The organism is Oleiphilus sp. HI0067, from assembly GCF_001635735.1.
Genome location: NZ_LWFI01000664.1, coordinates 46,447 through 73,014 on the forward strand (window position 1 = coordinate 46,447; position 26,568 = coordinate 73,014).

Here is a 26,568-nt window from a genome sequence, read left to right on the forward strand (position 1 = left end):
ATATCACGCACGACATGCAGCAGATTATTGTTGATTTACGCATATCAAGAGAGGAATGGCTCAGGCTCTACCGAGGAGAGTCGCAGCTTGTTCGGGCTATGTCTCGCGATGGCCGTAGCGTGCAATTTCCAGCCAATATCCTAAGCTCTTTCACCACACATGATGGAATCAGTGGAACATTCGCTATTCAATTTAACGAGCAAGGCAAGTTCCAAAGCATTACTCAGATCGCCTAACAACAGCACCTTTAAAAGCGCAGAAAAATAGAGACCACTATGACCACACTTTCTCATCACGACATCATTAAACTCAATGAAAAAGAGCTCGTAGCAGCTTTAAAGTCGATGTCTACGAATGAACTCGAAGTACATGCAAACAACATTATGCATGACTTAGGGGGCGATGATTATGGGACGATCATGAAGCTTGTTATGCAAACACTAGAACAAGATCAACACGCAGGCTCAGATCGCTTTAAAACCATTCAAAACGTATTACGTGACAACCTTCCAAATAAAGCGCATATGAGCGATATATACGAGCGCCTAGCGAGTATTGTGATGCTAATTATCATGCAAAAATATCGCGAAATACTGAGTACAAAAAAATCATAAGATCAGTTGAACAATGGAATTCGCGCTCACAACTTATCGACTTCACCTTCAATGAGCTCAGATCAAATCAAGTCTTTGATCTGAGCTCTTAACCATTGGCGCAAGGGATCATTTTGAGTGCGCTCATGCCATATCTGATTAATCCGAATTGATTGATCTGGCAAAGGCAAAGAGTGTACTTGCAGTGAAGGGTATAACTCACATGCCTTTTCTGCGATCGTACCCAAACAAGTCACCACTAAATCGGAATGCACGACCACACTTGCCGGAGATAAGAAACTCGATACTCCTGCAATCACATTTCTCTTTTTACCCATACGTTTTAAGGCTTTATCGATATTCCCGTTTAAATCTCCCGTTAAAGTCGTGACCAAATGGTGACAACGCAAATAACTTTCTAAATCAAGCTGATCACCCACAATACTATTTGAGCGATCAACCAACACTTTGAACGTCTCAGTATCTAAGTACTGATTTCGAAATGAATCAGGCAAATCAGAATAAAACCCCGCAATCGCAATATCACACAAGCCATTCTCTAGTTCTGATCGAGGCAAACGCCCCATTGTATTTTTGAATACTAGACTTAAGTTAGGCGCATGTTCTTGAACATAAGGGAGCAATGTTGGCAATAAACGCTGCTCCATATAGTCCGTACTGTAGATAACAATCCGATCTTCGCGATGAAGAAACTCTTGCTCATCTAGATCCAAATAAAAAGCCTCAAGCTTATCGACAAGCTGTGCAATTTTTGGCGCTAACTCGTGTGCTTTAGGTGTAGATGTTAAACCCCGCTGCGTTTTTACAAACAAAGGGTCACCAATTTCTGACCTTAGTTTGTTCAAACGCTGGCTCAAAGCCGGCTGACTAATAGCTAGACGCTCAGCGGCTCTCGATACATTCAACTCTTGATATACCGCGTGAAATGTCACTAAAAGATTTATATCTTTATTTCTGATATCCAAATTTCTTATGCCTGATATGCAATCATTCAATTTCTCTTATTTCAAAGACTACCCTAATCTCAAGCTCGAAAACATATTCATTTGTCAGGAGACTTATTGATGCGCGTACTAATGGTTTTAACATCACATTCACAACTCGGCGAAACGGCTCATGCAACAGGGCTTTGGCTAGAAGAGTTCACAACCCCGTACTACACATTCAAAGATGCTGGCGCTGATATCGTTATCGCGTCACCTAAAGGCGGGGCAGCGCCGATTGATCCGAGCAGCACTAATCCAGAAGCACAAACCGAAACAACTGAGCGTTACTATCAAGACGAAGGCTTACAAGAACTCATCGCTAACACTCAAGTATTGACCGATATGGATGCAGAAAACTTTGATGCGATTTTTTATCCAGGCGGCCACGGCCCTTTATGGGATCTCGCCAATGACGAGAAATCGATTTCTTTGATTGAAACATTCTGGAATCAAGAGAAACCTATTGGCGCCGTATGCCATGGCCCCGCTGTTTTTAAATCAACCAAAGATGAATCTGGACAATACATTGTGTCTGGTCGAAAAGTGACGGGGTTTTCTGATAGCGAAGAGGCAGCAGTAGAGCTAAGTGAGGTCGTACCATTTTCTGTAGAAGAAATGCTCAAAGCAAATGGCGGTATATACTCGGCGAAAGAAAACTGGCAAGAACACATTGAAGTGGATGGTTTGCTAGTGACAGGCCAAAACCCGGGATCTTCGCACGCAACTGCAGACGCGCTTTTAAACTTGTTGAAGTAGCCTGTACAGCACGCTATCCAGTAAACCGATAGCGTGCTTATCTATTTTTAAGCTCACAGCGATCGTTCTGGTATCGCATTGAAAACTTCTTTATCTATCGAACGCAAACGCAAATCACGTTGAGGAAATGGTATTTCAATCTCGTACTCACTGAGTTTGGTTTCGATCTCCCACAAATACATACCAATTGGGTGCTTATCGATAGGCAATTCATTTCCATTTACCCAAACAATTAACTCAAAATCTAATGAACTGTCGCCAAAATTGATCAACCACACATCTGGCTTGTGTGCCCCGTGATTAATGGTGCATGACAGCTCGAGCGAAGCTTCAATAGCAGCGCGTTTAACAATTTCCTTATCAGAACCATACGCGACACCAAAAGGGATATGCAGACGGCGCACGTCATCACTCAAGGTATAGTTGATCACTCTCCCTGAAATAAATTCCGAATTAGGGACAAGTAAATCAATGTTATCCCACGTCGTGATTTGAGTACTTCGAACATTTATTGCTTTGACTCTGCCTCGCGTACCCGAGTCGAGTTCAATTAAATCTCCAACCTTTATTGGCCTCTCGAACAGTAGAATCAAACCAGAAATAAAGTTGTTAAAGATAGACTGCAAGCCAAAGCCAACACCGACACTCAAAGCACCTGCGACAATCGCTAACTTCGTAAAATCAATGCCCAGTAAGGCAAAACACAAAAATACGGCAATGAGTAAAATCAGGTAGTGCAATAATCGGCCAAGCGTAAACATGCCTGACACTGAGAAGCTTTCATGTTTAACGGTAAGGCGGTTTAAGAAGCGACGCAGTAAGGATGAAAAGGTAAAAGCCCCAACCAGAACGACAACTACCCACACCAAATCAATAACGGTAATATCTGCCTCACCAATACTGAACAGCGCAGTATTCGTCGCATCGCTATACCAATCTTTTACATTGCTCGCGGCATGATTCGTCGTTTCACCGGCAGCAGCACTAATATCCGAAACAGTGCTGCCGATTACGCTTGTTGAAAATAGAAGAAGGAACAGTAGTCGAAGCATTCAAAAGCAATCCTTATTTGAAAGATTGCATGAACTATAGACGCTAATTTATGACTTGTTAGAGGATCTTTGACGCATCGCCTCAAACAGGAAAACACCCGTTGCCACAGAGACATTGAGACTACTTACCGAGCCCGCCATCGGAATTTTTGTCAGCTGATCGCAGTGTTCACGCGTGAGACGGCGCAAGCCACTTCCCTCGGCCCCCATAGCAATAGCGGTTGGACCATTAAAATCAGTTTGATAAATATCCGAAGCGCCCTCACCTGCAGCGCCGGTTATCCAGATTCCACGATCTTGCAAGGATCGCATGCTCCTCGCCAAATTAGTCACTCGAATCAAAGGCACATGTTCCGCAGCACCCGAAGCAACGTTTTTCGCTACAGCATTTAAAGGTGCAGATTTATCTTTTGGTGTAATGACAGCATGTGCACCTGCCGCATCAGCAGAGCGCAAGCAAGCGCCAAGATTATGCGGATCTGTCACTGAGTCTAAGATCAATAAAAACGGAGGCTCGTCTAAGCCATCGAGCAACACTTCAAGATCGTTGTCATTAAGTTCTTTACTCGGCTCGACAAGCGCGACAATACCTTGGTGACGACCACGCACAAGATCATCAAGTTCTCTTCGAGGGCAAAGCTTATAAGAAATTCCTGACTTATCAGCAAGAGATAACACGCGCTGCAAGCGCTTATCCTCGCGCCCTTGCATCACTAGAAGGCTCTTTACGCTGTCAGCTTCTTTTTCAAGCAGCGACTCAACCGCATGCAGACCAAAAACTGTATCTAACTTACTCATCAGGTTGTACTTTCCGTTTTCTAGGTTGCGCAACAGGCCTTAGCTTCGCACGACGCCTCGGCGCCGCATCATCATGCAAACCTACTTCTTTATTGCTCGGTAAACTCGGTGCATTCAGGTCCTGCCCCACTTTCAAAGGCTTCGCCTTTTTCTTCGATTTAAGTTTATCCTTGCCGCCCATTTTCTTACCACTTAAGGATGGTTTGGCAGACTTAGGATGAGCCTCTGAGTTAGATTTTTTAGTGCGTTTACCCGAATTCTCATGACCACTTCTACGGTCTTTACGTTTTCCGGCACCAGCGCTTTTCGACTCATACAAACCAGCCTCACCGCGTCGAGATGCACCACCTTTACCACGATGAGAACTTTTATCTCGGCGATCTTCGGTACGTTTGCCACGTCTAGCTTTGGCACTCTTACCTTGACCCACCAAAATGAGATCAATCTTGCGTTCTTCTAAGTTAATCGCTGCAACTTGCACGAGAACTTTATCGGCTAACGCAAAGCGTTTACCTGAACGTTCACCGGTTAAACGTTGTTTCTGCTGATCAAACTGATAGTAATCACCTTCGAGGCTCGCCACATGCACAAGCCCTTCAACATACAAATCGGCTAGCTCGACAAAGAAACCAAATCCCGTCACTGCGGCAATTAAGCCCTCGAATGTTTCGCCAAGATGTTGCTGTAAATACTCACATTTAAGCCAGTTTGTAACGTCACGAGTTGCCTCGTCTGCGCGGCGCTCAGCCATCGAGCAGTGCTCACCCAAATTGAGCATGCGCTCAAAGTCATATGGAAACTTCTGTGCACCATTCTGATCGGGATGACGTCGAACACGATCCGTTTTTCTATCACTAAAAATCACCGACTTAATCGCTCGGTGGACAAGCAAATCTGGGTAACGCCGGATAGGAGAAGTAAAATGCGCGTAGTGTTCGTATGCTAGGCCAAAATGCCCTTTCTCTTCTGGGCTGTATACCGCTTGGCTCATCGAACGCAGCATCATTGTTTGAATCACGCTAAAGTCAGGACGATCAGCGATCTGCTCAAACAAGACTTGATAATCAGCAGGATTGGGGGTTTCTCCTCCACCCAAAAATAAGCCCTGCTCGTTTAGGAAGGCGCGTAAGTTTTCGAGCTTCTGTTCACCCGGCCCCTCGTGAACACGGTATAAGGCAGGCAATTTCTCAGCGATTAGAAATTCCGCTGTCGCCACATTCGCACATAGCATGCATTCTTCAATGATCTTATGTGCATCATTTCGTTCACGAGGAACGATCGCATCGATTTTGCGCTCTTCACCAAAGATAATTTGCGTTTCAACTGTTTCAAAATCGATCGCGCCACGTTCTGTTCGGCGTTTTCTTAAAGCTTGGTACAACTCGAAAAGGTCATAAATCTGCGGTAAACGCTCGGCAAAGTCTTCGCATAATTGGATTCCTTCAACACTATCAGGCTCATCCAAAATCGTGCCGACTTGGTTATAGGTCATGCGAGCATGACTATGCATAACAGCCTCGTAGAAATAACTCTTTTCTACTTTACCCTCTGGGCTCAACTCCATTTCGCAGACCATACACAGACGATCAACTTTAGGATTCAAAGAGCATAGGCCGTTAGATAGCAACTCCGGTAGCATCGGTACGACATGATCTGGAAAATATACCGATGTCGCGCGCTTGTTCGCTTCATGATCTAAGGGGCTATCAACATTAACGTAATGACTAACGTCTGCAATCGCGACATATAGACGCCAACCACCTTCGTCGCGGCGCTCGCAATACACAGCGTCGTCAAAGTCTCGTGCGTCTTCACCGTCGATAGTAACTAAAGGAAGATCCCTTAAATCAATGCGTCCAGATTTATCGGCCTCGCTAACCTCTGGTGTAAACGATTCAATCTGAGCGATTAAATCTTCCGGCCATTCATGAGGAATATTATAAGAACGAATCGCTACCTCGATCTCCATACCCGGTGCTAAGTGATCCCCGAGCACTTCGGTAACTTCACCCGTCGCGTGTTCTCGTTTAGATGGCTGATGCAAGATTTTAGCAACAACATATTGCCCATGCTTCGCACCTAAGGTGTCTTCTTGAGCAACCACAACCTGTTGAGTCTCTCGAACACTTTCGACTTCAACAAAACACAAACCACTTTCAAAGAAAATGCGCCCAACAACATCTTTTGTATTGCGTTCAATGACCTCCATGATCACAGCATGACCGCGACCTTTCGCATCAACGTGATCAACCCGAACAAGCACTCTGTCACCGTCAAACACACTTTGCATTTGTTTCGCTGACAACAGTAGATCATCCCCGCCTTTCTCGAGTTTCACAAAGCCAAAACCATCGCGATGCCCTATGACGATTCCTTTCAAGAAATCGACTCGAGCGGCTGGCTGATATTGCTGTCGACGATTACAAACTAACTGACCATCACGGCTCATCGCGATCAAACGACGACGTAAGGCTTCAAAACCCTCGGGATCTGAGATTTCAAGAACATGAGCAATTTGCGGATGTGTTAATGCTTCGCCACTTTGCTCAAGCAAATCTAAGATATGCTCTCTGCTCGCAATAGGCTGCGCATACTTTTCGGCTTCTTTCGCCGCATGAGGGTCATGTTTCGATTGGGAAGGAGGATTTTGCGACTTATTTGGGTCGGATTTTGACATTCAATTGTTCAACGCTATGGATATAGCGCCAATTATAGTCTTTCTATCTCGTCAGTGCGATGAGTTAAAACAGCCTTATCGAACACTCACTGCAAAGTCGCCCGCTAAATGCTTGAACCCCTTTCTAAGATACGCCATCTGATCATCCAAAATACTGTGATTTTGAAGATACAAAAGTTCTGAAAACGTGGGTTTGAAGGGCACGGCGAGCAGAGGCATGTTTGCTTCTTCAGGCGTTCTCGCTCCTTTGCGCTGATTGCAGGGTTTACATGCTGATACAACGTTAGTCCACACATCCTTGCCGCCTCGCGACCGCGGGTGAATATGGTCACGCGTCAGCGATAATCGCGAGAAATGTTGTCCGCAGTACATACAAGTATGTTGATCGCGACGAAATAGATATTTGTTCATCAAAGGGATGTTTATGGCGTGTTTAGAGACAGAACCATCGACCGCCATAATCGGAGACAAGTAGACAACTGAACGCTCCCCTAGACGATTATAGCCTCCGCGCATCGCCACAGTTTGATCGCCAAACGCCCACAACACTTTGTTTGTACACACTAAATGAGTTGCAGTTTCTTTGCTAATCCAACGGACAGGACGCCCGCTTTTGTCGATTTTAAGAATCGCCTGAAAGTCCATAGTTGTCGTCCCGGTGCATAACATGAATGTTCGACCACTTTAGAAAGCTACACCTTTAATATGACGACTTTAAGTCAATCAGATCACTCAGGCGGCGCTTTCGAACGAACTGACTCCTTCATTTAGCTACAGCCTCTAAAGATACGCAAGTATGGTTTTACTTTTGTTTTCTTAACAAATTGAAAGTTGTACATAAAATAGCCAATACATTCCACGTAACAGTATGAGGTCGTTACAATGCAGAATGGAAAATCACGCGAGATCAGCAAGCTTCGTTTGAAAGATGTTGACGTACGCAAAACTGCGCTTGGTCGTGTTGAGCTACCCAATTTTGATGAACTAATGCGCCTCGCAAGCGAGAATCCTGAACAGCTCGAAAGCATTCGGAAAAATGCAATTGAAACCGTGATTAATGGTGCTCCGAAGCACATGAGAGAGCGCTTACAAGGGCTCCAGTTTCAGATCGACATGGAGAGAAAGCGTTGTAAGAATCCAGTGCAGGCATGCATGAAAATTTCATCAATGATGAATGATTCGATCGCAGAGCTGCGCTATGCACTCAACCAGCCAGACGATTACCTCAAATCGCGCACTAAGCACGAAGCGAAAGTCTTATCTTTTACTTCGCCGTCAAGAACAAAATAGACGCTTAGCTTTAGTAACGTAACGCGCTTTAATATACTATTTCAGGCGCGTTACTTTAGGACAAACAAGCTAGGCTTTATGCAAAACCTCAAACCAGAGCATCGTTACTCCAATTTCCTCAAACCCAAATTTTGGCCAACATGGCTTTTGATCGGTCTAATGCGGCTTCTAGCCCGCTTGCCACATGGCGCTCGTATGGGCCTCGGTCGATTCTTAGGCCATAGACTCTACAAACTCAAAGGTAGTCGCTACAAAACAGCCCGAGGAAATATCAACGCCTGCTTCCCTGAGCTCTCTGAAGAAGAACGAGAGCAGCTTGTGTACGACACATTTATATCAAACGCCACCGGCTACATGGAGAGCCTGGCAAGTTGGTGGGGAAACTACACTCCATATATTGATAAACTTACAGTACATGGCATTGAGAACTTAAAAGAAGCACAAGAGCGAGGTAAAGGAATTTTGCTCGTTGGCGGCCACTTCAGCATGCTGGATTTAGCTGGGCCACTTCTTAACTCCGTAACACAATTTGGCTATATGTATCGCCCTCAAAACAACCCTTTGCTTGATGCTGCAATAGAACGTGCGCGCTTAGTCTACAACGCGCGCCCCTACAGCAAACGCCAAGTCAAAGATATGATAGAGGATATCAAGGCCGGCGCTTTAGTGTGGTACGCGCCAGATCAAGATATGGGCAAAAAGCAGTCTGTTTTCGCACCATTTTTTGGAGTACCCGCTTCCAGCATTACAACAACGGCTTGGATCGCGCGCGAAACCGGATGTACGGTACTTCGGCTTGCGCAATATCGTGAAGACAACGATGGTCATTACAGTCTTTACTTTGGAAAACCTTATGAAAACTTTCCAAGCGATGATGAAGTCGAGAATGCAACAATCATCAATAAAGGCTTAGAAGAAGACATTCGACGCCACAAAGAACAGTATCTATGGCTTCATCGCCGCTTTAAGACGCGCCCTGATGGAGAGCCCAGTCTTTACTAATAAAAAAGAGCCGAACGGATATGCGCTTTCAACGTTTAAATAGCTTTAACCCCTTTAATACTAGAGTTGGCCTTGCGCTTGGGGGTGGCGCAGCAAAGGGCGTTGCACATATCGGTGCGATCAAAGCGCTCAAACAAGAGCGTGTATCAATCGACTATGTTTCCGGCACAAGTATCGGCGCGTTCGTCGCCAGTTATTATGCATTTGGGAAATCAATTGAAGACATGACAGCCGTTGCGGAGAATCTAACCTTCAAAAGCATGGCGAGCTTTAGCTGGCGGGCTTCAGGAGGATTATTTTCTACCAATGCAGTCCGAGAAATGCTGATCAAAGATCTTGGCGATGCCCAAATCGAAGATGCACAAATACCCCTATCTATTTCCGCGACCGACATTTGTACCGGAGAGCAAATTATCTTCACTAAAGGCTCAGTTGCCGATGCCGTTTGTGCGTCAGTCGCAGTACCTGGCCTTTTTGCGCCTGTGGAGCTCAATGGACGAAAACTCGTGGATGGAGGCATTATTGAAAACGTACCCGTATCATTAGTCCGTAAGATGGGTGCGGGCATCATTATTTGCGTTGATCTTACGCACACAAAACGCTATCAAGCACCTAAAAACATGGCTGACACGCTGGGCAACGCCATTGATATCTGTATTGACCATAAAACCAAAGAACAGCTCAAGCAAGCCGATATCGTTGTCGGTTTAGATCTCTCTTCTTACAGCCGATCAGACAATAGAGAGCGCACCAGTGAGTTGATTAACGAAGGTTATGTCGCAATGCTTAAGCGTGCGAAATCAGCCCAGCAATTGAAACACGTGGCGCTCATCCGCTATATCGTGCGCCTAGTGAGGGAAGTCATACCTCTGAAGGTTCCCCACATCCTGTCTCGATTTTATAAAGCAAAACAAAGCCTGATAGATATGGGGTCTAAGAACTAGCAAAGCATCCATTTCGATAAAATAGATGCTTTTGTCTCAAGATCTTGAAAAACTACTTATCGAATTAGAAACGATAAAGCAGTTCAGCGCTGACGCTTGAATCGATAAAGAAAGTATCTTCCTCAAATAAGGCATATTCAAGGCGAATGGCTGTGTCCTGGCTGAAGAACCATCCTGCGTTAAGGCTATAAACCAGCTCTTTGGAAGCTGGGCCATGACTCAACTTTGTGGATGTATACGTGAGACCAACATCGATAGCCTTCGTCGGAAAGTAGGTCACACCTAAACCAAGTTGAGTCTCTTCTAAAGGATTTGTATCTAAGTTTCGAACGGTATTGTTCACAACCGACAAATCTATCTCATCGTGCTCTATTTCAAGATAAAGCGCTGACAGTTCAATAAATTGACCCAAATCAGCAAGCTCAAACAATGCATCGACGGTTAAACCATAGGTATCACCAACTGCATCATTATAAATCAATGATGCGATCATGTGTTCTGATGCATAAACACCTAGCTCAAACTCCGTCATGCTATCGCTATTGGTGAACGTAGTCCCATCTCTAAAACCAAGCTCTGCGTCATCACTAAACACATGATTTACCGATAACCAAAGTGGAATACTCTCATGCGTGATAGTGCCACCAAGGCCAGTGCGATCATTATCTACTGTTTCTAAAATACGACCACCTCTAACTTGAGCAAGGTCGGAGTATTCGAGCTGCGTATGATAAGCAAATACGCTTGAGACTTGTTGATATTTCGCTGCCAAGGCAAGTGGCTTGCTTCCATCAAGCATGATCGGATCTAAATATGCCGTCGCGCTTAAGCCTAAGAACTTACCTGATCCTGAATTGTCTTGAGAGATACTCGCTCCCGCTCCATATACAGCAAATTGAAAAGAATTTTCTGCCAAGGTCATGGTAGAAAAACAAAGCGATAGAAAAACAAATGAGATGACTCTGCTCATTAACAGTACTTCCTTGATTTATTGTTATGCACAAAAAAGCCCCGTTGTTTCCAACAGGGCTTTTAGCTAAAAGAACTAAGGCTTACTTAGCTTCTTTCTTAGCCTTTTCTTCAGCAATTACTTCTTCTGCCACGTTCATTGGGCAAGGTGCGTAGTGAGAGAACTCCATTGAGAACTGACCACGACCAGAAGTAATAGTACGTAGGTGACCGATGTAACCGAACATCTCTGAAAGAGGAACGTCCGCTTTAACACGTACACCAGTGTTACCAGCTTCTTGGTCCTTGATCATGCCACGACGACGGTTCAAGTCACCGATAACATCACCAACGTGATCGTCTGGAGTAAACACGTCTACTTTCATCACTGGCTCAAGAAGTTGAGGACCAGCTTTTGGCATTGACTGACGGAATGCACCTTTTGCTGCAATCTCAAATGCTACTGCTGATGAGTCAACTGCGTGGTAAGCACCATCGTATAGTTCAACTTCAACGTCCAATACAGGGAAGCCTGCAAGTGGACCAGTTTCCATCATACCTTGGAAACCTTTCTCGATTGCTGGGAAGAATTCCTTAGGAACGTTACCACCAACAACTGTTGAAGTGAAAGTAAGACCAGTGTTTTGCTCACCTGGCTTGATGCGGTAGTCGATCTTACCGAACTGACCAGAACCACCAGACTGCTTCTTGTGCGTATAGCTGTCTTCGATTGCTTGCGTGATAGTCTCACGGTATGCAACCTGTGGCTGACCTACTTCTAGCTCAACACCGAAAGTACGCTTCAAGATATCTACTTTGATATCTAGGTGAAGCTCACCCATACCTTTAAGGATGGTTTCGCCTGAATCTTCGTCAGTTTCAACGATGAACGTTGGATCTTCTGCAACCATCTTACCGATAGCAACACCCATTTTCTCAGTTGAACCTTTGTCTTTTGGCTTAACTGCGATCGAGATAACTGGATCAGGGAATACCATCGCTTCAAGTGTACATTCATGCTTAGTATCACAAAGCGTGTGACCTGTTTGTACGTTCTTCATACCAACAACAGCGATGATGTCACCCGCTTGTGCTGAATCAAGTTCAATACGCTCATCCGCTTCCATTTCACACATACGACCAATACGCTCAGTCTTACCTGTGAATGAGTTAAGGATGGTGTCACCCTTGTTCAACTTACCAGAGTAAATACGGATAAACGTTAGTGCGCCGAAACGGTCGTCCATGATCTTGAACGCCAATGCGCGGAATGGCTCGTCAACAGATACTGTTGCAACTTCACCGGTAGGCTCGCCGTGCTCATCAGTAAGAGGCTGAGCTGGAACTTCTGTTGGAGAAGGCAAGTAATCAACAACAGCGTCAAGTACAAGCTGAATACCTTTGTTCTTAAATGCAGAACCACAGTAAGTTGGGAAGAACGCAAGCTCGTTAGTACCTTTACGGATACACGCTTTAAGTTGCTCATCAGTTGGCATTTCGCCATCCATGTAAGCCATCATCAAGTCGTCGTCCATTTCTACAGCAGTTTCAACCATCTGCTCGTAGTACATGTCTACGTCTTCAACCATGTCTGCTGGTACATCTTCAACTTTGTAGTTTTCAGGGAGACCAGAGTCATCCCAGATGTATGCTTTCTTAGACATGATGTCTACAACACCTGTAAAGGTGTCTTCACGACCAATTGGAAGCGTCATAACAAGAGGCTTCGCGCCAAGTGTGTTTTCTACTTGGTCAACAACTTTCAAGAAGTCAGCACCAACACGGTCTAGTTTGTTAACGAAGATCAAACGTGCAACGCCTGATTCATCCGCATAACGCCAGTTAGTTTCTGATTGAGGCTCAACACCGCCCGAACCACAGAATACGCCGATACCACCATCAAGTACTTTCAAAGAACGGTATACTTCAACTGTGAAGTCAACGTGTCCAGGAGTATCGATGATGTTCATACGGTGATCTTTCCAGAATGCTGTGATCGCCGCTGATTGAATAGTAATACCACGCTCTGCTTCCTGATCCATGAAGTCAGTTGTAGATTCACCATCGTGTACTTCACCAGTTTTGTGGATCTTACCGGTGAGTTTCAAAATACGTTCTGTTGTAGTGGTTTTACCCGCATCAACGTGCGCGAAAATACCTATGTTTCTGTACTTGCTTAAGTCTGTCATCGTCTTACTCGAAGTTCGGGGTGAAAAAAATCGCGCGAAGTATACAGTATTTGAGGTAAATAAAAGAGTTAAAATCGTAAATTTTAGTGTCCAAGCCGAACTTTTTAAAAATATGCCGAAAAACCCACTACAAAATAGGCCACCATTTAAGATTCATATGCCCTAGACCTTGGCCCTCATGCCGCCCTACACTATGGAAAACTGCACAAAATAAGAGAGTAAGTTTTGACTAACAGAAAGATTGCTTGGGTCGCTGGCGCCAGCGGCTTAATTGGACGAAGTCTCGTACAACAGCTCTGTGAAGATAAACAATACGAAGAAGTCTATGCCTTTGTTCGATCACAAAACTCATCAGATTATCAGCATCAGAAACTCAGCTACTTTATTTGTGATTGGAACAAGCTTCTTCAGAATCCAAGCTCTTTCGAAGCACCAAGTCATGAGGTATCGGACTTATTTTGCGCCTTGGGCTCAACCAAAAAGAAAACGCCAAATGCTATGGAATATGTGCGTATTGATGTGGAGTATCCTGAAGCTTTCGCGAAACTAGGTAAAGAGCATGGCGCTGGTTTCTACGGGCTTGTCTCTGCAAATGGCGCAGACGGAAAAATGCCATCCACTTATCTCAGCATGAAAAAAGATGTCGAACACAGAATCAAACATTGCGACTATGCACACGCCGCTATTGCACGGCCAAGTTTATTGCTAGGAGATAGAGAAGAATTTCGCCTTGGCGAAAAAGCATCTGAGTTCATCTGCAAACTATTGCCCGGAAATTTGAAAGCCATTGATGGCGCAGATGTCGCAGCCGCATTGATTCGTTCAGCCTCATCAAAAGATTTAGGATTTTCGATTCTTAGTTCGAAATCCATGCAAGGTGCTGCTAAGTGAGCAACATAAGTACAAACATCGAATCACTAATTGCAGATACGCAATCATGCATGCTTGCCACGCTCGATCAAAATAAACAGCCCGACGCATCAACAACCCCTTATATTCTCGAAAACAAAAAGCTGTACATTTTTATCAGTGAGCTTGCGGCCCACACACAGAATTTAAAGCAAACAGCCAAGTGCTCGTTGATGCTCACGCAAGACGAAACAGACACAAAAAATATCTTTGCAAGAAAACGACTGATATTTAAAGGCGATGCTCAATTCATCGACAGATCATCATCAACGTTTAACACAGTCATGCCTATCTTCGAGCAACAACGAGGAAAGACAGTCTCGTTATTAAAAAGCCTAAATGACTTTCACCTCGTAGAAATCAAACCGAAATCGGGAACCTATGTTGAAGGCTTTGGCGCGGCTTATCGTTTTGAAGAAATGGAATTTGAAAACGCGAAGCAAGAGACGGGGAAATAGCAATTCAAACTCGAGTCAGAGTCCTTGTACTCTGACACCAATATCACCATCTACTAAAACTTCCCGCTATAGGCTTTAAAGAATTGCTGTGCAGTGCGACCACTACGTCCACCTTTGCCGGTCGCAAAACGCTTAGCTTGGGCGTGCATGGCCTGCCGATTTTCGACCTGCCCAAACAGTTGGTCGACAATCTCAATATATTGATCTTGATTGATTGAATAAAACGACAACCACAAACCAAAACGATCCGACAAAGATATTTTTTCTTCGACCACATCAGCAAAGTGCAATTCTGTTTCTACGACTTTGGTGCCTTCGTTATCGCTCATGTATTCCGGCATAAGATGACGTCTGTTAGAGGTCGCGTAAATCAGGACATTATCGGGGGGCAATTCAATTGATCCTTCGAGAATACTCTTCAAAGCTTTATAAGTTGCATCACCCTCTTCAAAGCTCAAATCATCACAGAAAACAATAAAGTGGTAGGGCTGCTCGAAGAGTTCATCGACGATCTCGGGAAGATCAAGTAGATCATCTTTATCTATCTGAATCACGCGCAGACCTTTGTCAGCATAAGCATTCAAAAGTGCTTTAATAATGCTTGATTTACCTGTGCCGCGGGAGCCCCACAGCAAAGCATTGTTTGCCGGCAGTCCAGCGATAAAACGCTCTGTATTCTCTACTATTAGTTTTTTCTGACGCTCAATCCCCAACAACTGATCAAGCTCAATGCCATCAATCCGTGTCACTGCACGGAGATGCTGCTGCCTCGCTCGCCAGATTGCAGCTACCGTCTTCGACCAATCGATGACTGAAGAAGAGCTCATGTTCGATCTTCTCCCCACTTACTAAGAAGCGTTTGCTCAATTCCTAACTGAGACAAAATACGCGCAACAATGAAATCCACAAGATCATCAACACTTTGCGGTTTGTGGTAAAAACCAGGCGAAGCGGGAATCACCACAGCTCCCATTTTTGTCAACTTCAACATATGCTCAAGGTGAATCTCTGAATAAGGAGCCTCGCGAGGAACGAGTATTAATTGGCGCCGTTCTTTTAATGCAACGTCTGCCGCTCGCTCAATCAAATTATTGCTCGCGCCATTAGCAATTGCAGACAACGATCCAGTGCTGCATGGGCAAACAACCATTTTGGTTGGAGCTCCCGATCCAGAAGCAACCGGAGCCATCCAGTCCTCTTTACCGAATACTTTCACCTGCCCTTGCTTTGCAGAGAACTGTTGCGTCAAAACCTGCTCTAATTGCGCAGCTTGGGCAGGCCATTTATGCTCAGTTTCTGTCGCAATGACCATATGCGCAGCTTTAGAAACCATTACAAAAATCTGATGCCCTTCTTTAACCAGAACATCTAACAAGCGCGTCGCATACTGAACACCTGAAGCCCCGGTCACCGCCAAAGTAATTGTTTCTTTAAACTCGCTCATACAATCCTCAACAACAGGGATCAAATAACAGGTTCAGAGTACTTTTACTCTGAACCTAATTTTTTTAGCAAAGCTTCGCGTACTCCGCCAAAGCCACCATTACTCATCATCAACACATGAACTTTCGTGCCGCCATGCATCTCAATGAACCGATCTACCACACCTTGTATAGCATCAACTGAGATTTCGATATGTTGATTAGCGTATTCGGATAGTTCAGGCGTCAACCACCCTAACTCGTTATTACCCGACAGATCAGCCCATATGATCTGATCTGCATCTTGAGCACTCGGTGCTAATTTGTTTGCATGAATACCCATACGCATGGTGTTTGAACGCGGTTCGATGAGGGCTAGAATCTTTTCAGACCCAACCTTAGCGCGAAGCCCTGAGAGCGTCGTTTTAATAGCACTAGGGTGATGTGCAAAATCATCGTATAAAGCAATTTGCTCTCGATCGGCCAATACTTCCATGCGACGTTTAATGCCGCCAAATTGACTCAAAGCTTGCGCAGAATGCTCGAGCTCAACACCAACATGACGCGCAGCAAGCATCGCTGCCAAAGCATTCGACACGTTGTGCTCACCAGTCATAGACCATGTAACTCGATGCGTCTGGTCCGCTAAGCGCACATCAAAGACTGAACCATCAGATTCAACTAGGTGATAACGAGCTTCTGCACTAGAGCCCTCTCCACCAAAACTTTGTTTCTCAGCCCAAATGCCCTTTTCAAGCGTCTCGTCAATAGCCTTACTGCCTTGAGGATAAATCACACGACCATTGCGCGGCACAGTACGAATAACATGATGGAATTGCTTTTGAATAGCGCTTAGGTCTTCGAAAATATCGGCGTGATCAAACTCGAGATTGTTGACGATCAATGTTCGAGATTTGTAATGGACAAACTTCGAGCGCTTATCAAAAAATGCGCTATCGTATTCATCCGCTTCGATCACAAAGAAAGGGGTTTCGCCCAAACGAGCTGAAAATTCAAAATCCTTTGGCACTCCACCGATTAAGAAACCCGGCTTCATTCCAGCATATTCAAGAATCCACGCTAGCATGGTCGTTGTCGTGGTTTTGCCGTGCGTACCGGCAACACCCATCACCCATTTTCCCTGCAGGATATGTTCTGCAAGAAATTGAGGGCCTGAGGTATAGGGCAAACCTCGATCTAGAATCTCTTCAAGCAAGGCATTACCACGACTAATTGCATTGCCAATGATAAAAAGATCGGGTTCGAGATCTAGCTGTTGCGTATCGAAACCTTGAATCAACTCAATACCGAGTGACTCAAGTTGCGTACTCATTGGAGGATAAACGCCCTGATCACAACCCGTAACGCGCAAACCCTGTTCTTTTGCGAGCGCGGCAAGCGAGCCCATAAAGGTCCCGCAAATACCTAAGATATGAATGTGTTGAACAGACAAAATATGACTCAAATGCTGTTAACTAAAGACTACCGTTGACGTCGAGCTCAATCGCTCTATCCATTTCTTCAAGAAGCCCAGCTCTCGCTTTAAGCTTAGTGCCTTTGTGCGCATGACGATTAAGCTTCTTCGTTGCTTTAGCGTATTCAATCGCCGTCTCGACAACTTTTTCAAATTCAACGATTTCGTCTAGAAAACCCGCTTCAACAGCTGTTTCAGGATCAAACATTTCCGCCAAATAAAGTGAACGATTCAAATAACGATCCGTCACACCATGTTTTGCCATCGTAATACCCGCATGGTGCATCGTCATACCGATCGCCACTTCATTCAGGCCAAGCTTGAACTCGCCAGCTGCACCAATTCGATAATCGCTACATAAAAGAGTAAATGCACCTTGCGCTACAGCGTGCCCAGTACATGCCGCAATCACAGGCGTCGGGAAAGACAATAATCGGCGCGTCAATGTAGAGCCTTCTTTAACCAAAGCCATCGCAGCATCCATACTTTTCTGCATAACTTTGAGATCAAAACCCGCAGAGAACATTCCAGGGTGTCCAGCGATCACAACAGGCGCTTTCGCTTCTTCTGCTTGGTCTAAGGCTGCGTTGAAGTCAGCAATCATCTCATGTGAAAACGCATTCACTTTGCCGTTGTTAAGCGTTAACATGGCAACGCCTTCATTAATTTCTACTTTGACTAATTCACTCATTTTAAAAACCTTATAGTGTTTTCTTATCTCACAAGGCAATCTCAGCGATGTAAGACGCTTAAATTTATATCTTTAACACGTGCTCACGATAATATTGCAGCTCAGCGATCGATTCACGAATATCATCTAATGCTAAATGTGTCCCCTGTTTTTTAAAGCCATCTAAAATTTCAGGCTTCCAACGGCGAGTCAGCTCCTTCAAAGTACTCACATCGAGAGTTCGATAGTGAAAATAGGCTTCCAACTCTGGCATGTATTTGACCAAGAAACGACGATCTTGGCCTACGCTATTTCCACAAATCGGTGATACACCTTTATCAACCCACTCTTGCAAAAACTCAATGGTTTTCAGCTCTGCATCACGCTCTGAGAACTCGCTATCTTTTACTCGCTGAGTTAAACCAGATTCACCATGTGTTCGAGTACACCACTCATCCATCGAATCAAGTAATTCGTCGCTCTGATGCACTGCCATAACGGGCCCTTCAGCTAAGGTATTGAGGTTCGCATCGGTGACGATAGTGGCGATTTCAATAATACGATCAGACTCTGGCTCTAAACCAGTCATCTCAAGATCAATCCAAATCAAATTATCTTTATGCTTCATGCAAGTTATTCGCTTCTGTATTTTTAATCAGAGCTAAAATATAGGCTTTAGTGAACTAGAACAACCGCCTATGAGAAAAACTGATAGAATGCTTGCGCCTTTTAACAGAGAAGCCCATGAGCAAACGTAAACTCAATCGCCGTCAAAAATGGCGCATCGAAAAAATACAAGCAGAGAAAACAGCCCGAGCTGAAAAGAAGCAACGCAAACTAGACGATCAAGTGTTAGGAGGCGAACTTGGCGCCGAACAGCGCGGTTTAATTATTGCGCATTTTGGGCAAACGCTTGATGTCGAAGCGCTAGAAGGCGAAACAAAAGGCGAGATATATCGCTGTTATGTCCGCGCAAACATCGATGCTTTGGTCACCGGTGACGAAGTGATATGGCGACCCGGAGCCGACAACAGTGGAGTCATTGAAGCGCGTCTAGAGCGCAGCACTCTACTGCAAAGGCCTGATAACTACGGCCAACTTAAGCCAGTCGCATCGAATATTGATCGCATACTCATTGTCGTTGCGCTTGAACCAACACCTTTCGCCAACCTCATTGACCGCTATCTTGTGGCCGCCGAAACAACGGGCATTGAGCCAGCCATTCTGTTCAACAAGAGTGATTTGATTACCGATGATAATCGGGACTTTATTCACGGCTTGATGGATACATACAAAGCGCTCGGCTATGAAGTATTGCTCACCTCAGCAAATGACGAACAAGACTGTAGTGAAACACTCTTAAGCTGGCTATCGAATCACACAAGTGTGTTTGTAGGGCAATCTGGTGTTGGTAAGTCTTCACTTATTCGCACCATTCTCGGTGATCAATCTATTCGCGTTGGTGAACTCTCAGAAAACACACGAAAAGGCACCCACACCACTACGACCGCTAAATTATTTCACCTCCCACAAGGTGGCCGTTTAGTGGATTCACCAGGAATTCGAGAGTTTGGACTCTGGCACATCACAGAGGCTGAACTACTTGAAGGCTTCACAGAGTTCAGGCCCTTCATTGGTTATTGTAAATTCCGCGACTGCAAACACGAGCAAGAACCTGGATGCGCAATTCAACAAGCGTTAGAAGAAGGTAAAATTTCAGAAACCAGAATGCAGAGTTATCGCCATATCTTGTCTACACTAGACGACATAGAAACACATTGATGATGATGAATGGCCGAAACAAAAAGTTATCCGCAAGATCTACAATCATGGGTGGAGTACTTACTTAAACGTAAACTACCCTCTGCCTTGAGTCTGGCGCCGAAGGCCGTTTTGCTGATGGAAAACGAAGCGCCGAGTTATTTGAAGTTAGCTCAAATACTCGCCCCAGACCCTGTTGTGTCACTCGCAATCATGCGCAAGGCCAACGACAATCCTCGTCCAGAAAGCGTATTCAGTAAAACTCTTGATCACGCTATGAGCATGCTAGGCCACCAGCAAGTCAAAGAGCTACTCGTTGCCATCAAAAAACTCGACATCAAATATGGTTATCGCGCTTACTACCAAACTCTCGGAGCAAGCTTAACCAAAGCCTATCTCGCACAACGATTCGCAAAGGCAAAAGGATCAGCAAAATCCTTAGATATCTTCTGGGGGAGTTTATTTTCCGACGCACCCATGTGGTACATGTGGTGTTATGCCACACCATTAATGCGAGAGATCAGTCGAGCCAGCATACCAAAGAGAAAAGCGCTTGAACTAGATTTATTGGGCTGTTCACTCAAAGACATTCAATTAGAACTCTTAACGGCACTGAACGCTCCAGATCTCGCTCTAAAAACGCAACAAACGCAACACTGTTTGTCCTTGCGAGACTGGGCGCAATTATCACGCTTTGGCCAAGCTTCAGCACCGACTAGCGCCTCACAATCAGTGGCTCAAGCAAATCCTGCTGAGCCTATCGAGCTTAGCCCCGCATTGAAGATCGCGCGTCAACAACCTCTTTTCTTCATTGAATTATCGCGGTTTTATCTGCATTACTATTTAAAAGATAGCTCGCCAAAACAGATGTCTCGAGCCTTAGCAACAACCGCCGCTGGACTCGATATGCCCGTTTATAAGGTAAGAACACTCTGCACAAAAACGCTGTTGAAAGCCGCACATCGCTACCAAATGCCCTATTCAGCTAATGCAGTGTGTCGTGTATTTGATGATGTAAAAGAGTACGTACCTGACGCGCAAGGCGAGACTTCAACAACGGGCGATGCACGCACTGTATTTAGTCGCGTTATTCCATCAACAGGGAAAGTTGCTAAATCAGAACGCATGATCGAAAGCACTGGCGCTAAAAAACCGGAAGATCAAAAAACATTCACACCAGAAGCGTCATTCCTTCACCTATTAAAAGCCATCAAACAACAACCAACTGATTTCAACTCAGCCTCAGCTCTAATGACGAAAATGGTTGAACAGATCCAAATCGGACTTCGCCTTAAACGTTGCGCTCTGTGCGTTCTTAGCAAAGATAAATCCAAGTTAAACATCGTATTTAAGTCGGGCATCGACGGTGACGACCCACTCGCTAGTTTTAGCACACCTATTATCAAAGGAACGATTTTTAGCGTATTGTGCGACAAACCAGCGGCTCTATGGCTTAAACCGAGCGTCAAAAAAGAAGTCTCTGATCTTGTTCCCATGAACTTTAAGCAGACGACGCAACGTGATGAAGCGTTCTTCGCTTCTATCTTTGTTAAAGGTAAGCCTATTGGTGTGGTGTATGCCGACCAAGATCCTGATCAACGCATCGATGAAGCTCAGTTCAGGTATTTCAAACTAGCGATCAAAGCATTGGAATCATCGTTAGGAACGATTAGCCAAGACGCACAAGATTCGTAATAAAAATCAAAATAAAAACAACACATGAGAACTTCTAAGCACGCCATTAATTGAAAGCTCATCGATTAATTGCATCTGTCTTTCGCAGCAATCTGGAAGTTCTGTTATTATCCGCGGCCAATAATGATTAAGTATTTTGGAATCCGCATTTATGAAAAGCGATGATCTGTTTGTATTCAGTCAGTACATCAGCCCACAGCACTTTATTTCGCGCGTTGCTGGCAAAGTAGCGAGCACAACATTCGAACCAGTCAAAAACAACTTTATCAACTGGTTCGTCGACAAGTATGACGTCGACATGAGCGAAGCGGCAGAACCAAACCCAACTGCCTACCCTAGCTTCAATGATTTCTTTACCCGCGCTCTCAAAGACGGTGCTCGCCCTGTTGTAGAGGGAGATAACATTCTTTGCTCGCCAGTTGATGGTGCAATCAGTCAGTTAGGTGAAATCAAAGGCGGACAAATATTCCAAGCAAAAGGCCAAAGCTTTAACGTCAATGAATTGCTGGGTGGCGATGAAAAACTTGCTCAACCGTTTATGGATGGTGACTTCGCAACGATTTATCTTTCACCTAAAGACTACCATCGCATTCATATGCCTATCACAGGCACATTGAAAAAAATGATTTATGTTCCTGGAAAACTCTTCTCGGTTAACCCTGTAACAGCGCAACGCGTTCCAAATTTATTTGCACGTAATGAGCGAGTCGTAGCGATTTTCGATACAGCAATCGGCCCGATTGCAATGGTTTTGGTTGGCGCAATGATTGTTGCAAGCGTCGAAACAACATGGGCTGGTCTTGTCGCGCCAATGCGTAAAAATGTTGTCAGTTTTGACTACGACAACGAAGAGCCAATCACGATTGAAAAAGGCGCAGAAATGGGCCGTTTTAAGCTAGGGTCTACCGTCGTCTTCTGTGCACCACCAAACACCATCAACTTCGAAGAGTCATTGAAAGCAGAATCACCTGTTCGTATGGGCGAAACATTCGCAACAATAAAGTAAGGCTCTTCAATCGATACTAGCGGTCGCAATGCACCGCTAGTTTCTCTTCATTTATTAACTTTCCAATCAATAGCACATGGCGTTGAATCAAGGCTTTATTGCGTTGAAAAACAGCTGTTCTCTCTTTCCTCCATCGCGCATAACTCTCACTGAGCATCGGTGCTAATTCGCCCTCCAAATCGGCCATTGCTTCGCTCAATGCGTACTGTCGGCGATTAAGATCCGCAGCCCACTGCTGAACCTCACCCACAAAATATTTTTGTACGACGTTTTGCAGTATCTTTGACGAGTGTCTCCCTGCTACACAGATTTGCTCAGAATCGAGCACGCCTTCGAGAAAGCTATTGAGCACTTCAAGCCTGTTATTCAAAAGACTAAAACTTGATAGCAGTGCTCCGCCATCACCGATATTTATCTGAAATAACATCGTCTCTAGTTCTTGCTCCGTTTGAACATAATTCTCTGACTGCCACTGTTTGAAAAGCGACACAACAGAACTCAGGGCAAGGATAGGCTCAAGATTAGTATTTTCGGGATAAGACCCTAAGTTTTTAGGCAGGCGCCAAAAACTCGAAAACTCATCCCCTTCAATCAACATGGCGGTAGAGACATAAGGAAATTGTTGGCGTTTATACTCTATCTCTTGCTTCACGATTCGAGCAAGCTCCGTCTTTTCTTCAGTCTCGAGCATCGCAATGCAACTTGGGGCATCTCGTAAAAAACGCACAAGATACAAAACGCGTTGCGATGCGGTTGCTACACGCCCTAAGCTGGAATTTGCTTGGGCAACGGTTTCTTGTAATCGACATCCATACAGGCTCATAAAGTCCAGAATATCGATACTTTCTGATGATTGAGCTTGCCATGCTTGAACTAGTGGCTTCTGTGGAAGTGTCGGAACCGACAATGTATTGAAGTCTTGCGTTTGAATTTCACCTGCGTCAGAGATGTCCGCAAACACATTTTCTAATCGAGCCTGATAGTTATCCAACACTTGCTCACCATGACTCGCTGAACTAAAGCCACAAGCACTCAACAACAATGAAAAGAAAACAACGATGACTACGCCAAAAAACTTGGCTTTGTATCGGTTCCGAAGTTCAGAATTACGCGCGATCAATGGGAAAGCTCAACACCTCTTGAATAGAACTGACTTTCAGCTTGAGCATCAACAAACGGTCAACACCAAGTGCAACGCCAGAACACTCAGGTAAGCCAGAAGCTAATGCACTTACAAGATTCTTATCATACGGTACATTGGCCAGTTTAAGTTCATGACGCGCGCGTCGATCTTCTATAAATCGCGCCTCTTGCTCACTGGCATCCACTAGTTCGTCGTAGGCATTCGCGAGCTCAATGCCGTTCACATACAATTCAGCGCGCTTCCCTACTCGATTGCCAAACGAGTCTACTTCAATACGCGCCAATGAGGCCTGACTCGCTGGGTAATCAGTAAGAAAACACGGTCTATCAAATCCTAATTTAGGTTCGATACACACAGAAATAAGCAAGTCTAAGCATGCGTCACGGTCAGGTGTTTCAACCTCAGCAAGCCCAGCTTGGCTCGAACACAATGCCTGTAACTCGCTTAATTCGGCTGAGAATGGGTCAATCTCTAAGTACTTTAAAAAGACTTCACGGTAGGTATATACAATGGGTCGCTCAAGGCTCAACTGCTCACAAACGAGATCTGCGATTTCTTCCATTAATTCAGTCAAACTGAACCCTACTCGATACCACTCAAGCATTGTGAATTCGGGGTTATGCCTACCCCCCTGCTCGGCTTCACGAAAACTTTTACAAAGCTGATAGATATCGCCTAAACCGCTTGCGAGTAGACGCTTCATCGCAAACTCTGGAGAGGTTTGAAGAAAAAAGTTTAAGGATTGATGCGCATCTTGATTGCCTGAAGCACGATAACTTGCAAGATGTGGGTCCGTTGACCCTGAAACACTCATCAACGGCGTGTCGACTTCGAGAACATTACGTGCAGAAAAAAAAGCCCGCAGCTGAGCATACAACTCAGCACGGGCTTTAATTGCAGTATGTGAACAACTAGGCTGCCACATAAAGAGAAACTTAACCTTTCGCGCGGCTTACGTATTCGCCAGTACGCGTATCGATTCTCAACACTTCACCAATATTAATAAACAAAGGCACGTTAACCACTGCGCCAGTGGTTAGTGTTGCTGGCTTTGTACCACCTTGCGCTGTATCGCCCTTCAAACCAGGATCTGTTTCTACAACTTCAAGTTCAACAAAGTTTGGCGGTGCTACGTTTAATGGCGCTCCGTTGTATAAGGTTACAACGTAAACGTCTTGTTCTTTCAACCATTTTTGCGCTTCAGCCACAGCATTCTCATCTGCACCGTGCTGTTCAAAAGAACCGTCGGTCATCATGAAGTGCCAAAACTCACCATCGGTGTACAAATACTCCATATCGTGCTCCATTACGTCAGCACCTTCTAGAGATTCACCAGACTTAAAGGTACGCTCCCAAACACGTCCAGTTTTGAGGTTACGCAGTTTTACACGGTTAAACGCTTGTCCTTTACCCGGCTTTACATATTCGTTCTCAAGGATCGAACATGGGTCGCCATCAAGCATTACCTTAAGGCCACCTTTAAATTCGTTTGTTGAAAAATTCGCCATTTTATCACCTAACTGTCCCTACTTAATTTGTAGGCTTCTGATACAAAGTGCAATAACTAAGCAGTAAACAGCTATACCGCTACCACTTTCAGTTACTAAAGTGTAGATTATGCGGCCGATCTAAGCGGCCAAAAAGTGGCGGCAATCATACACGCTTCGGTTTATTCTGTCGAAATACTCGTCTACGTATTAGCACTATGCAAGAACACATTCAGCATTCGCCTCTTATCGCTCGTTCGATCGACAAAGATTGGCAATCGATTTACAGTCAAAGCACACTGACTGTCGGCGATCTATTAACGCAGCTAGGCCTAGACGCGCACCCCTTAGCAACACAACAAACGCTCGATTTTCCACTTCGTGCACCGCAGCCCTATCTCGATAAAATCAAACCTAACTCACCCAATGACCCCTTGCTTTTGCAAGTTCTACCTCAGACTAGAGAATTCGAACAGGTTGATGGTTTTACAGCTGAACCCTTACTCGAACAAGATTACTCGCCCGTCCCTGGTTTAATTCATAAATATCAGTCTCGGGTTTTGCTCGTCTTAACGCAGGCTTGCGCCATACACTGTAGATACTGTTTTAGACGTAATTTCCCTTATTCAGAGCACCAGCAATCTCGCAAACAATGGGACAAGGCTCTGGCTTACATTCTGGAAAATAAGCAAATTAATGAGGTCATTCTAAGTGGTGGCGACCCACTAAGCTTGCCTGATAAATACCTATCCGATTTGTTACATCGTATTGATTCTATCGCGCACATAAAAAGGATACGTATTCATACGCGAATGCTCCCTAGCCTGCCGCAACGAATTAGCGATCCCTTTATCGAGATTCTCAAGACACTCAACAGCAATATTGTTTTTGTTGCGCATTGCAATCATGAGAATGAATTGGGTGACGACACGGCAATTGCATTTAGAAAACTCAAAGCCGTCGGCGTTACCTTACTCAACCAATCAGTATTGTTAAAAGACATAAATGATAACGCAGGCATCCTGCAAAATTTGTCAGAAAAGCTATTCGATCAAGGCGTATTGCCCTACTACCTTTTCACCCTCGACAAAGTAGATGGCGCAGCACATTTTGATTTGAGCCGAGAAAAAGCCAAAGAGATTTACAAGCAGTTATCCTCCTTGCTACCTGGGTTCCTACTTCCCAAACTCGCTGAAGAATGTCCGGGGGAAACAAGTAAATCCATACTTACTTGGTAAGCCTTGCGAAACATTAACCCGAACCTTGTCACTTAATTAAAAATGTTTG

General features: G+C 44.8%; 27 protein-coding genes. 12 read left to right on the forward strand and 15 right to left on the reverse strand.

Going from position 1 to position 26,568, the window contains the following annotated elements; translation table 11 throughout:
- The first annotated feature begins 14 nt into the window (after window positions 1–14).
- Window positions 15–236 carry a DUF2835 domain-containing protein gene (locus tag A3739_RS07495; RefSeq protein WP_068476381.1) on the forward strand — a complete coding sequence of 74 codons (222 nt, stop codon included), beginning with the start codon at window positions 15–17 and terminating at the stop codon, window positions 234–236.
- A 39-nt stretch (window positions 237–275) separates the two neighbouring features.
- The gene (locus A3739_RS07500; RefSeq protein WP_068476383.1) at window positions 276–614 is read left to right on the forward strand and encodes a hypothetical protein; all 339 of its coding nucleotides are present in this window, start codon (window positions 276–278) and stop codon (window positions 612–614) included.
- A gap of 62 nt (window positions 615–676) precedes the next feature.
- Here the strand turns inward: A3739_RS07500 and A3739_RS07505 are convergent, their stop codons facing one another.
- Entirely contained in the window at window positions 677–1,579 is a 903-nt protein-coding gene (locus tag A3739_RS07505; protein ID WP_068476385.1) for a LysR family transcriptional regulator, read from the reverse strand.
- Window positions 1,580–1,678: 99 nt separating this feature from the next.
- On the opposite strand from A3739_RS07505, the gene A3739_RS07510 reads away from it, so the two are divergent.
- Entirely contained in the window at window positions 1,679–2,356 is a 678-nt protein-coding gene (locus tag A3739_RS07510) for a type 1 glutamine amidotransferase domain-containing protein (protein ID WP_068476387.1), read from the forward strand.
- A 53-nt stretch (window positions 2,357–2,409) separates the two neighbouring features.
- Here A3739_RS07510 and A3739_RS07515 read toward each other — a convergent pair whose 3' ends face one another.
- The 4 genes from A3739_RS07515 to A3739_RS07530 form a co-directional block, all read right to left on the reverse strand.
- Entirely contained in the window at window positions 2,410–3,408 is a 999-nt protein-coding gene (locus tag A3739_RS07515) for a mechanosensitive ion channel family protein (protein ID WP_082878316.1), read from the reverse strand.
- A gap of 48 nt (window positions 3,409–3,456) precedes the next feature.
- Window positions 3,457–4,206 (reverse strand): 23S rRNA (guanosine(2251)-2'-O)-methyltransferase RlmB, encoded by a 750-nt coding sequence (gene rlmB / locus A3739_RS07520; RefSeq protein ID WP_068476389.1) that lies wholly within the window; start codon window positions 4,204–4,206, stop codon window positions 3,457–3,459.
- A complete protein-coding gene (gene rnr, locus A3739_RS07525) occupies window positions 4,199–6,883 on the reverse strand; it encodes a ribonuclease R (RefSeq protein ID WP_068500917.1) in 2,685 nt (894 codons plus the stop codon). The genes rlmB and rnr overlap by 8 nt, the downstream gene beginning before the upstream one ends.
- Window positions 6,884–6,958: 75 nt before the next feature.
- Window positions 6,959–7,528, reverse strand: a complete 570-nt coding sequence (locus A3739_RS07530; RefSeq protein WP_068500624.1) for an HNH endonuclease — start codon at window positions 7,526–7,528, stop codon at window positions 6,959–6,961.
- A 237-nt stretch (window positions 7,529–7,765) separates the two neighbouring features.
- On the opposite strand from A3739_RS07530, the gene A3739_RS07535 reads away from it, so the two are divergent.
- The 3 genes from A3739_RS07535 to A3739_RS07545 all read left to right on the forward strand — a co-directional run bounded on the left by A3739_RS07535 (window position 7,766) and on the right by A3739_RS07545 (window position 10,119).
- Complete coding sequence (locus A3739_RS07535) at window positions 7,766–8,173, forward strand: DUF3135 domain-containing protein (RefSeq protein WP_082878317.1); 408 nt, start codon at window positions 7,766–7,768, stop codon at window positions 8,171–8,173.
- Window positions 8,174–8,251: 78 nt separating this feature from the next.
- Window positions 8,252–9,175, forward strand: coding sequence for an LpxL/LpxP family Kdo(2)-lipid IV(A) lauroyl/palmitoleoyl acyltransferase (gene lpxL / locus A3739_RS07540; RefSeq protein ID WP_068500919.1), 924 nt, complete (start codon window positions 8,252–8,254; stop codon window positions 9,173–9,175).
- A gap of 20 nt (window positions 9,176–9,195) precedes the next feature.
- Window positions 9,196–10,119, forward strand: coding sequence for a patatin-like phospholipase family protein (locus tag A3739_RS07545; protein ID WP_068476398.1), 924 nt, complete (start codon window positions 9,196–9,198; stop codon window positions 10,117–10,119).
- A gap of 64 nt (window positions 10,120–10,183) precedes the next feature.
- On the opposite strand, the gene A3739_RS07550 is transcribed toward A3739_RS07545, so the two are convergent.
- On the reverse strand, window positions 10,184–11,089 hold the full coding sequence (locus tag A3739_RS07550; protein WP_068500921.1) for a hypothetical protein: 906 nt from the start codon (window positions 11,087–11,089) through the stop codon (window positions 10,184–10,186).
- An 82-nt stretch (window positions 11,090–11,171) separates the two neighbouring features.
- The gene (gene fusA / locus A3739_RS07555; RefSeq protein WP_068476402.1) at window positions 11,172–13,256 is read right to left on the reverse strand and encodes an elongation factor G; all 2,085 of its coding nucleotides are present in this window, start codon (window positions 13,254–13,256) and stop codon (window positions 11,172–11,174) included.
- 225 nt (window positions 13,257–13,481) lie between these two features.
- Here fusA and A3739_RS07560 point away from each other — a divergent pair, with 225 nt between their 5' ends.
- Both A3739_RS07560 and A3739_RS07565 read left to right on the forward strand, forming a co-directional pair.
- Entirely contained in the window at window positions 13,482–14,147 is a 666-nt protein-coding gene (locus A3739_RS07560; RefSeq protein WP_068500924.1) for an NAD(P)H-binding protein, read from the forward strand.
- Window positions 14,144–14,623, forward strand: a complete 480-nt coding sequence (locus A3739_RS07565) for a HugZ family protein (protein ID WP_068476407.1) — start codon at window positions 14,144–14,146, stop codon at window positions 14,621–14,623. The genes A3739_RS07560 and A3739_RS07565 overlap by 4 nt, the downstream gene beginning before the upstream one ends.
- A gap of 53 nt (window positions 14,624–14,676) precedes the next feature.
- Here A3739_RS07565 and A3739_RS07570 read toward each other — a convergent pair whose 3' ends face one another.
- The 5 genes from A3739_RS07570 to orn all read right to left on the reverse strand — a co-directional run bounded on the left by A3739_RS07570 (window position 14,677) and on the right by orn (window position 18,816).
- Window positions 14,677–15,450 (reverse strand): ATP-binding protein, encoded by a 774-nt coding sequence (locus A3739_RS07570; protein WP_068500927.1) that lies wholly within the window; start codon window positions 15,448–15,450, stop codon window positions 14,677–14,679.
- The gene (locus A3739_RS07575; protein WP_068476411.1) at window positions 15,447–16,067 is read right to left on the reverse strand and encodes a flavin prenyltransferase UbiX; all 621 of its coding nucleotides are present in this window, start codon (window positions 16,065–16,067) and stop codon (window positions 15,447–15,449) included. The genes A3739_RS07570 and A3739_RS07575 overlap by 4 nt, the downstream gene beginning before the upstream one ends.
- A 44-nt stretch (window positions 16,068–16,111) precedes the next feature.
- Window positions 16,112–17,497, reverse strand: coding sequence for a UDP-N-acetylmuramate:L-alanyl-gamma-D-glutamyl-meso-diaminopimelate ligase (mpl, locus tag A3739_RS07580; RefSeq protein WP_255376164.1), 1,386 nt, complete (start codon window positions 17,495–17,497; stop codon window positions 16,112–16,114).
- A 22-nt stretch (window positions 17,498–17,519) separates the two neighbouring features.
- Window positions 17,520–18,209, reverse strand: a complete 690-nt coding sequence (locus A3739_RS07585) for a crotonase/enoyl-CoA hydratase family protein (protein WP_068500932.1) — start codon at window positions 18,207–18,209, stop codon at window positions 17,520–17,522.
- A 64-nt stretch (window positions 18,210–18,273) separates the two neighbouring features.
- The gene (orn, locus tag A3739_RS07590; protein WP_068476418.1) at window positions 18,274–18,816 is read right to left on the reverse strand and encodes an oligoribonuclease; all 543 of its coding nucleotides are present in this window, start codon (window positions 18,814–18,816) and stop codon (window positions 18,274–18,276) included.
- 116 nt (window positions 18,817–18,932) lie between these two features.
- Here orn and rsgA point away from each other — a divergent pair, with 116 nt between their 5' ends.
- The 3 genes from rsgA to asd all read left to right on the forward strand — a co-directional run bounded on the left by rsgA (window position 18,933) and on the right by asd (window position 22,650).
- A complete protein-coding gene (gene rsgA, locus A3739_RS07595; RefSeq protein WP_068476419.1) occupies window positions 18,933–19,970 on the forward strand; it encodes a small ribosomal subunit biogenesis GTPase RsgA in 1,038 nt (345 codons plus the stop codon).
- A gap of 9 nt (window positions 19,971–19,979) precedes the next feature.
- Window positions 19,980–21,644, forward strand: a complete 1,665-nt coding sequence (locus A3739_RS07600; protein WP_068476421.1) for an HDOD domain-containing protein — start codon at window positions 19,980–19,982, stop codon at window positions 21,642–21,644.
- Window positions 21,645–21,795: 151 nt separating this feature from the next.
- Window positions 21,796–22,650, forward strand: a complete 855-nt coding sequence (gene asd, locus A3739_RS07605; RefSeq protein ID WP_068476423.1) for an archaetidylserine decarboxylase — start codon at window positions 21,796–21,798, stop codon at window positions 22,648–22,650.
- 16 nt (window positions 22,651–22,666) lie between these two features.
- Here asd and A3739_RS07610 read toward each other — a convergent pair whose 3' ends face one another.
- The 3 genes from A3739_RS07610 to efp are packed head-to-tail and all read right to left on the reverse strand — an operon-like array spanning window position 22,667 to window position 25,302.
- Window positions 22,667–23,770 (reverse strand): DUF3080 family protein, encoded by a 1,104-nt coding sequence (locus A3739_RS07610; protein ID WP_068476425.1) that lies wholly within the window; start codon window positions 23,768–23,770, stop codon window positions 22,667–22,669.
- Entirely contained in the window at window positions 23,757–24,719 is a 963-nt protein-coding gene (gene epmA, locus A3739_RS07615) for an EF-P lysine aminoacylase EpmA (protein ID WP_068476427.1), read from the reverse strand. Before epmA ends, A3739_RS07610 begins: the two co-directional genes overlap by 14 nt.
- Window positions 24,720–24,729: 10 nt before the next feature.
- Complete coding sequence (gene efp, locus A3739_RS07620) at window positions 24,730–25,302, reverse strand: elongation factor P (protein WP_068476429.1); 573 nt, start codon at window positions 25,300–25,302, stop codon at window positions 24,730–24,732.
- Window positions 25,303–25,499: 197 nt separating this feature from the next.
- Between efp and epmB the strand changes: the two genes are divergently transcribed.
- A complete protein-coding gene (epmB, locus tag A3739_RS07625; protein ID WP_068476431.1) occupies window positions 25,500–26,519 on the forward strand; it encodes an EF-P beta-lysylation protein EpmB in 1,020 nt (339 codons plus the stop codon).
- The last annotated feature ends 49 nt before the right edge of the window (window positions 26,520–26,568 follow it).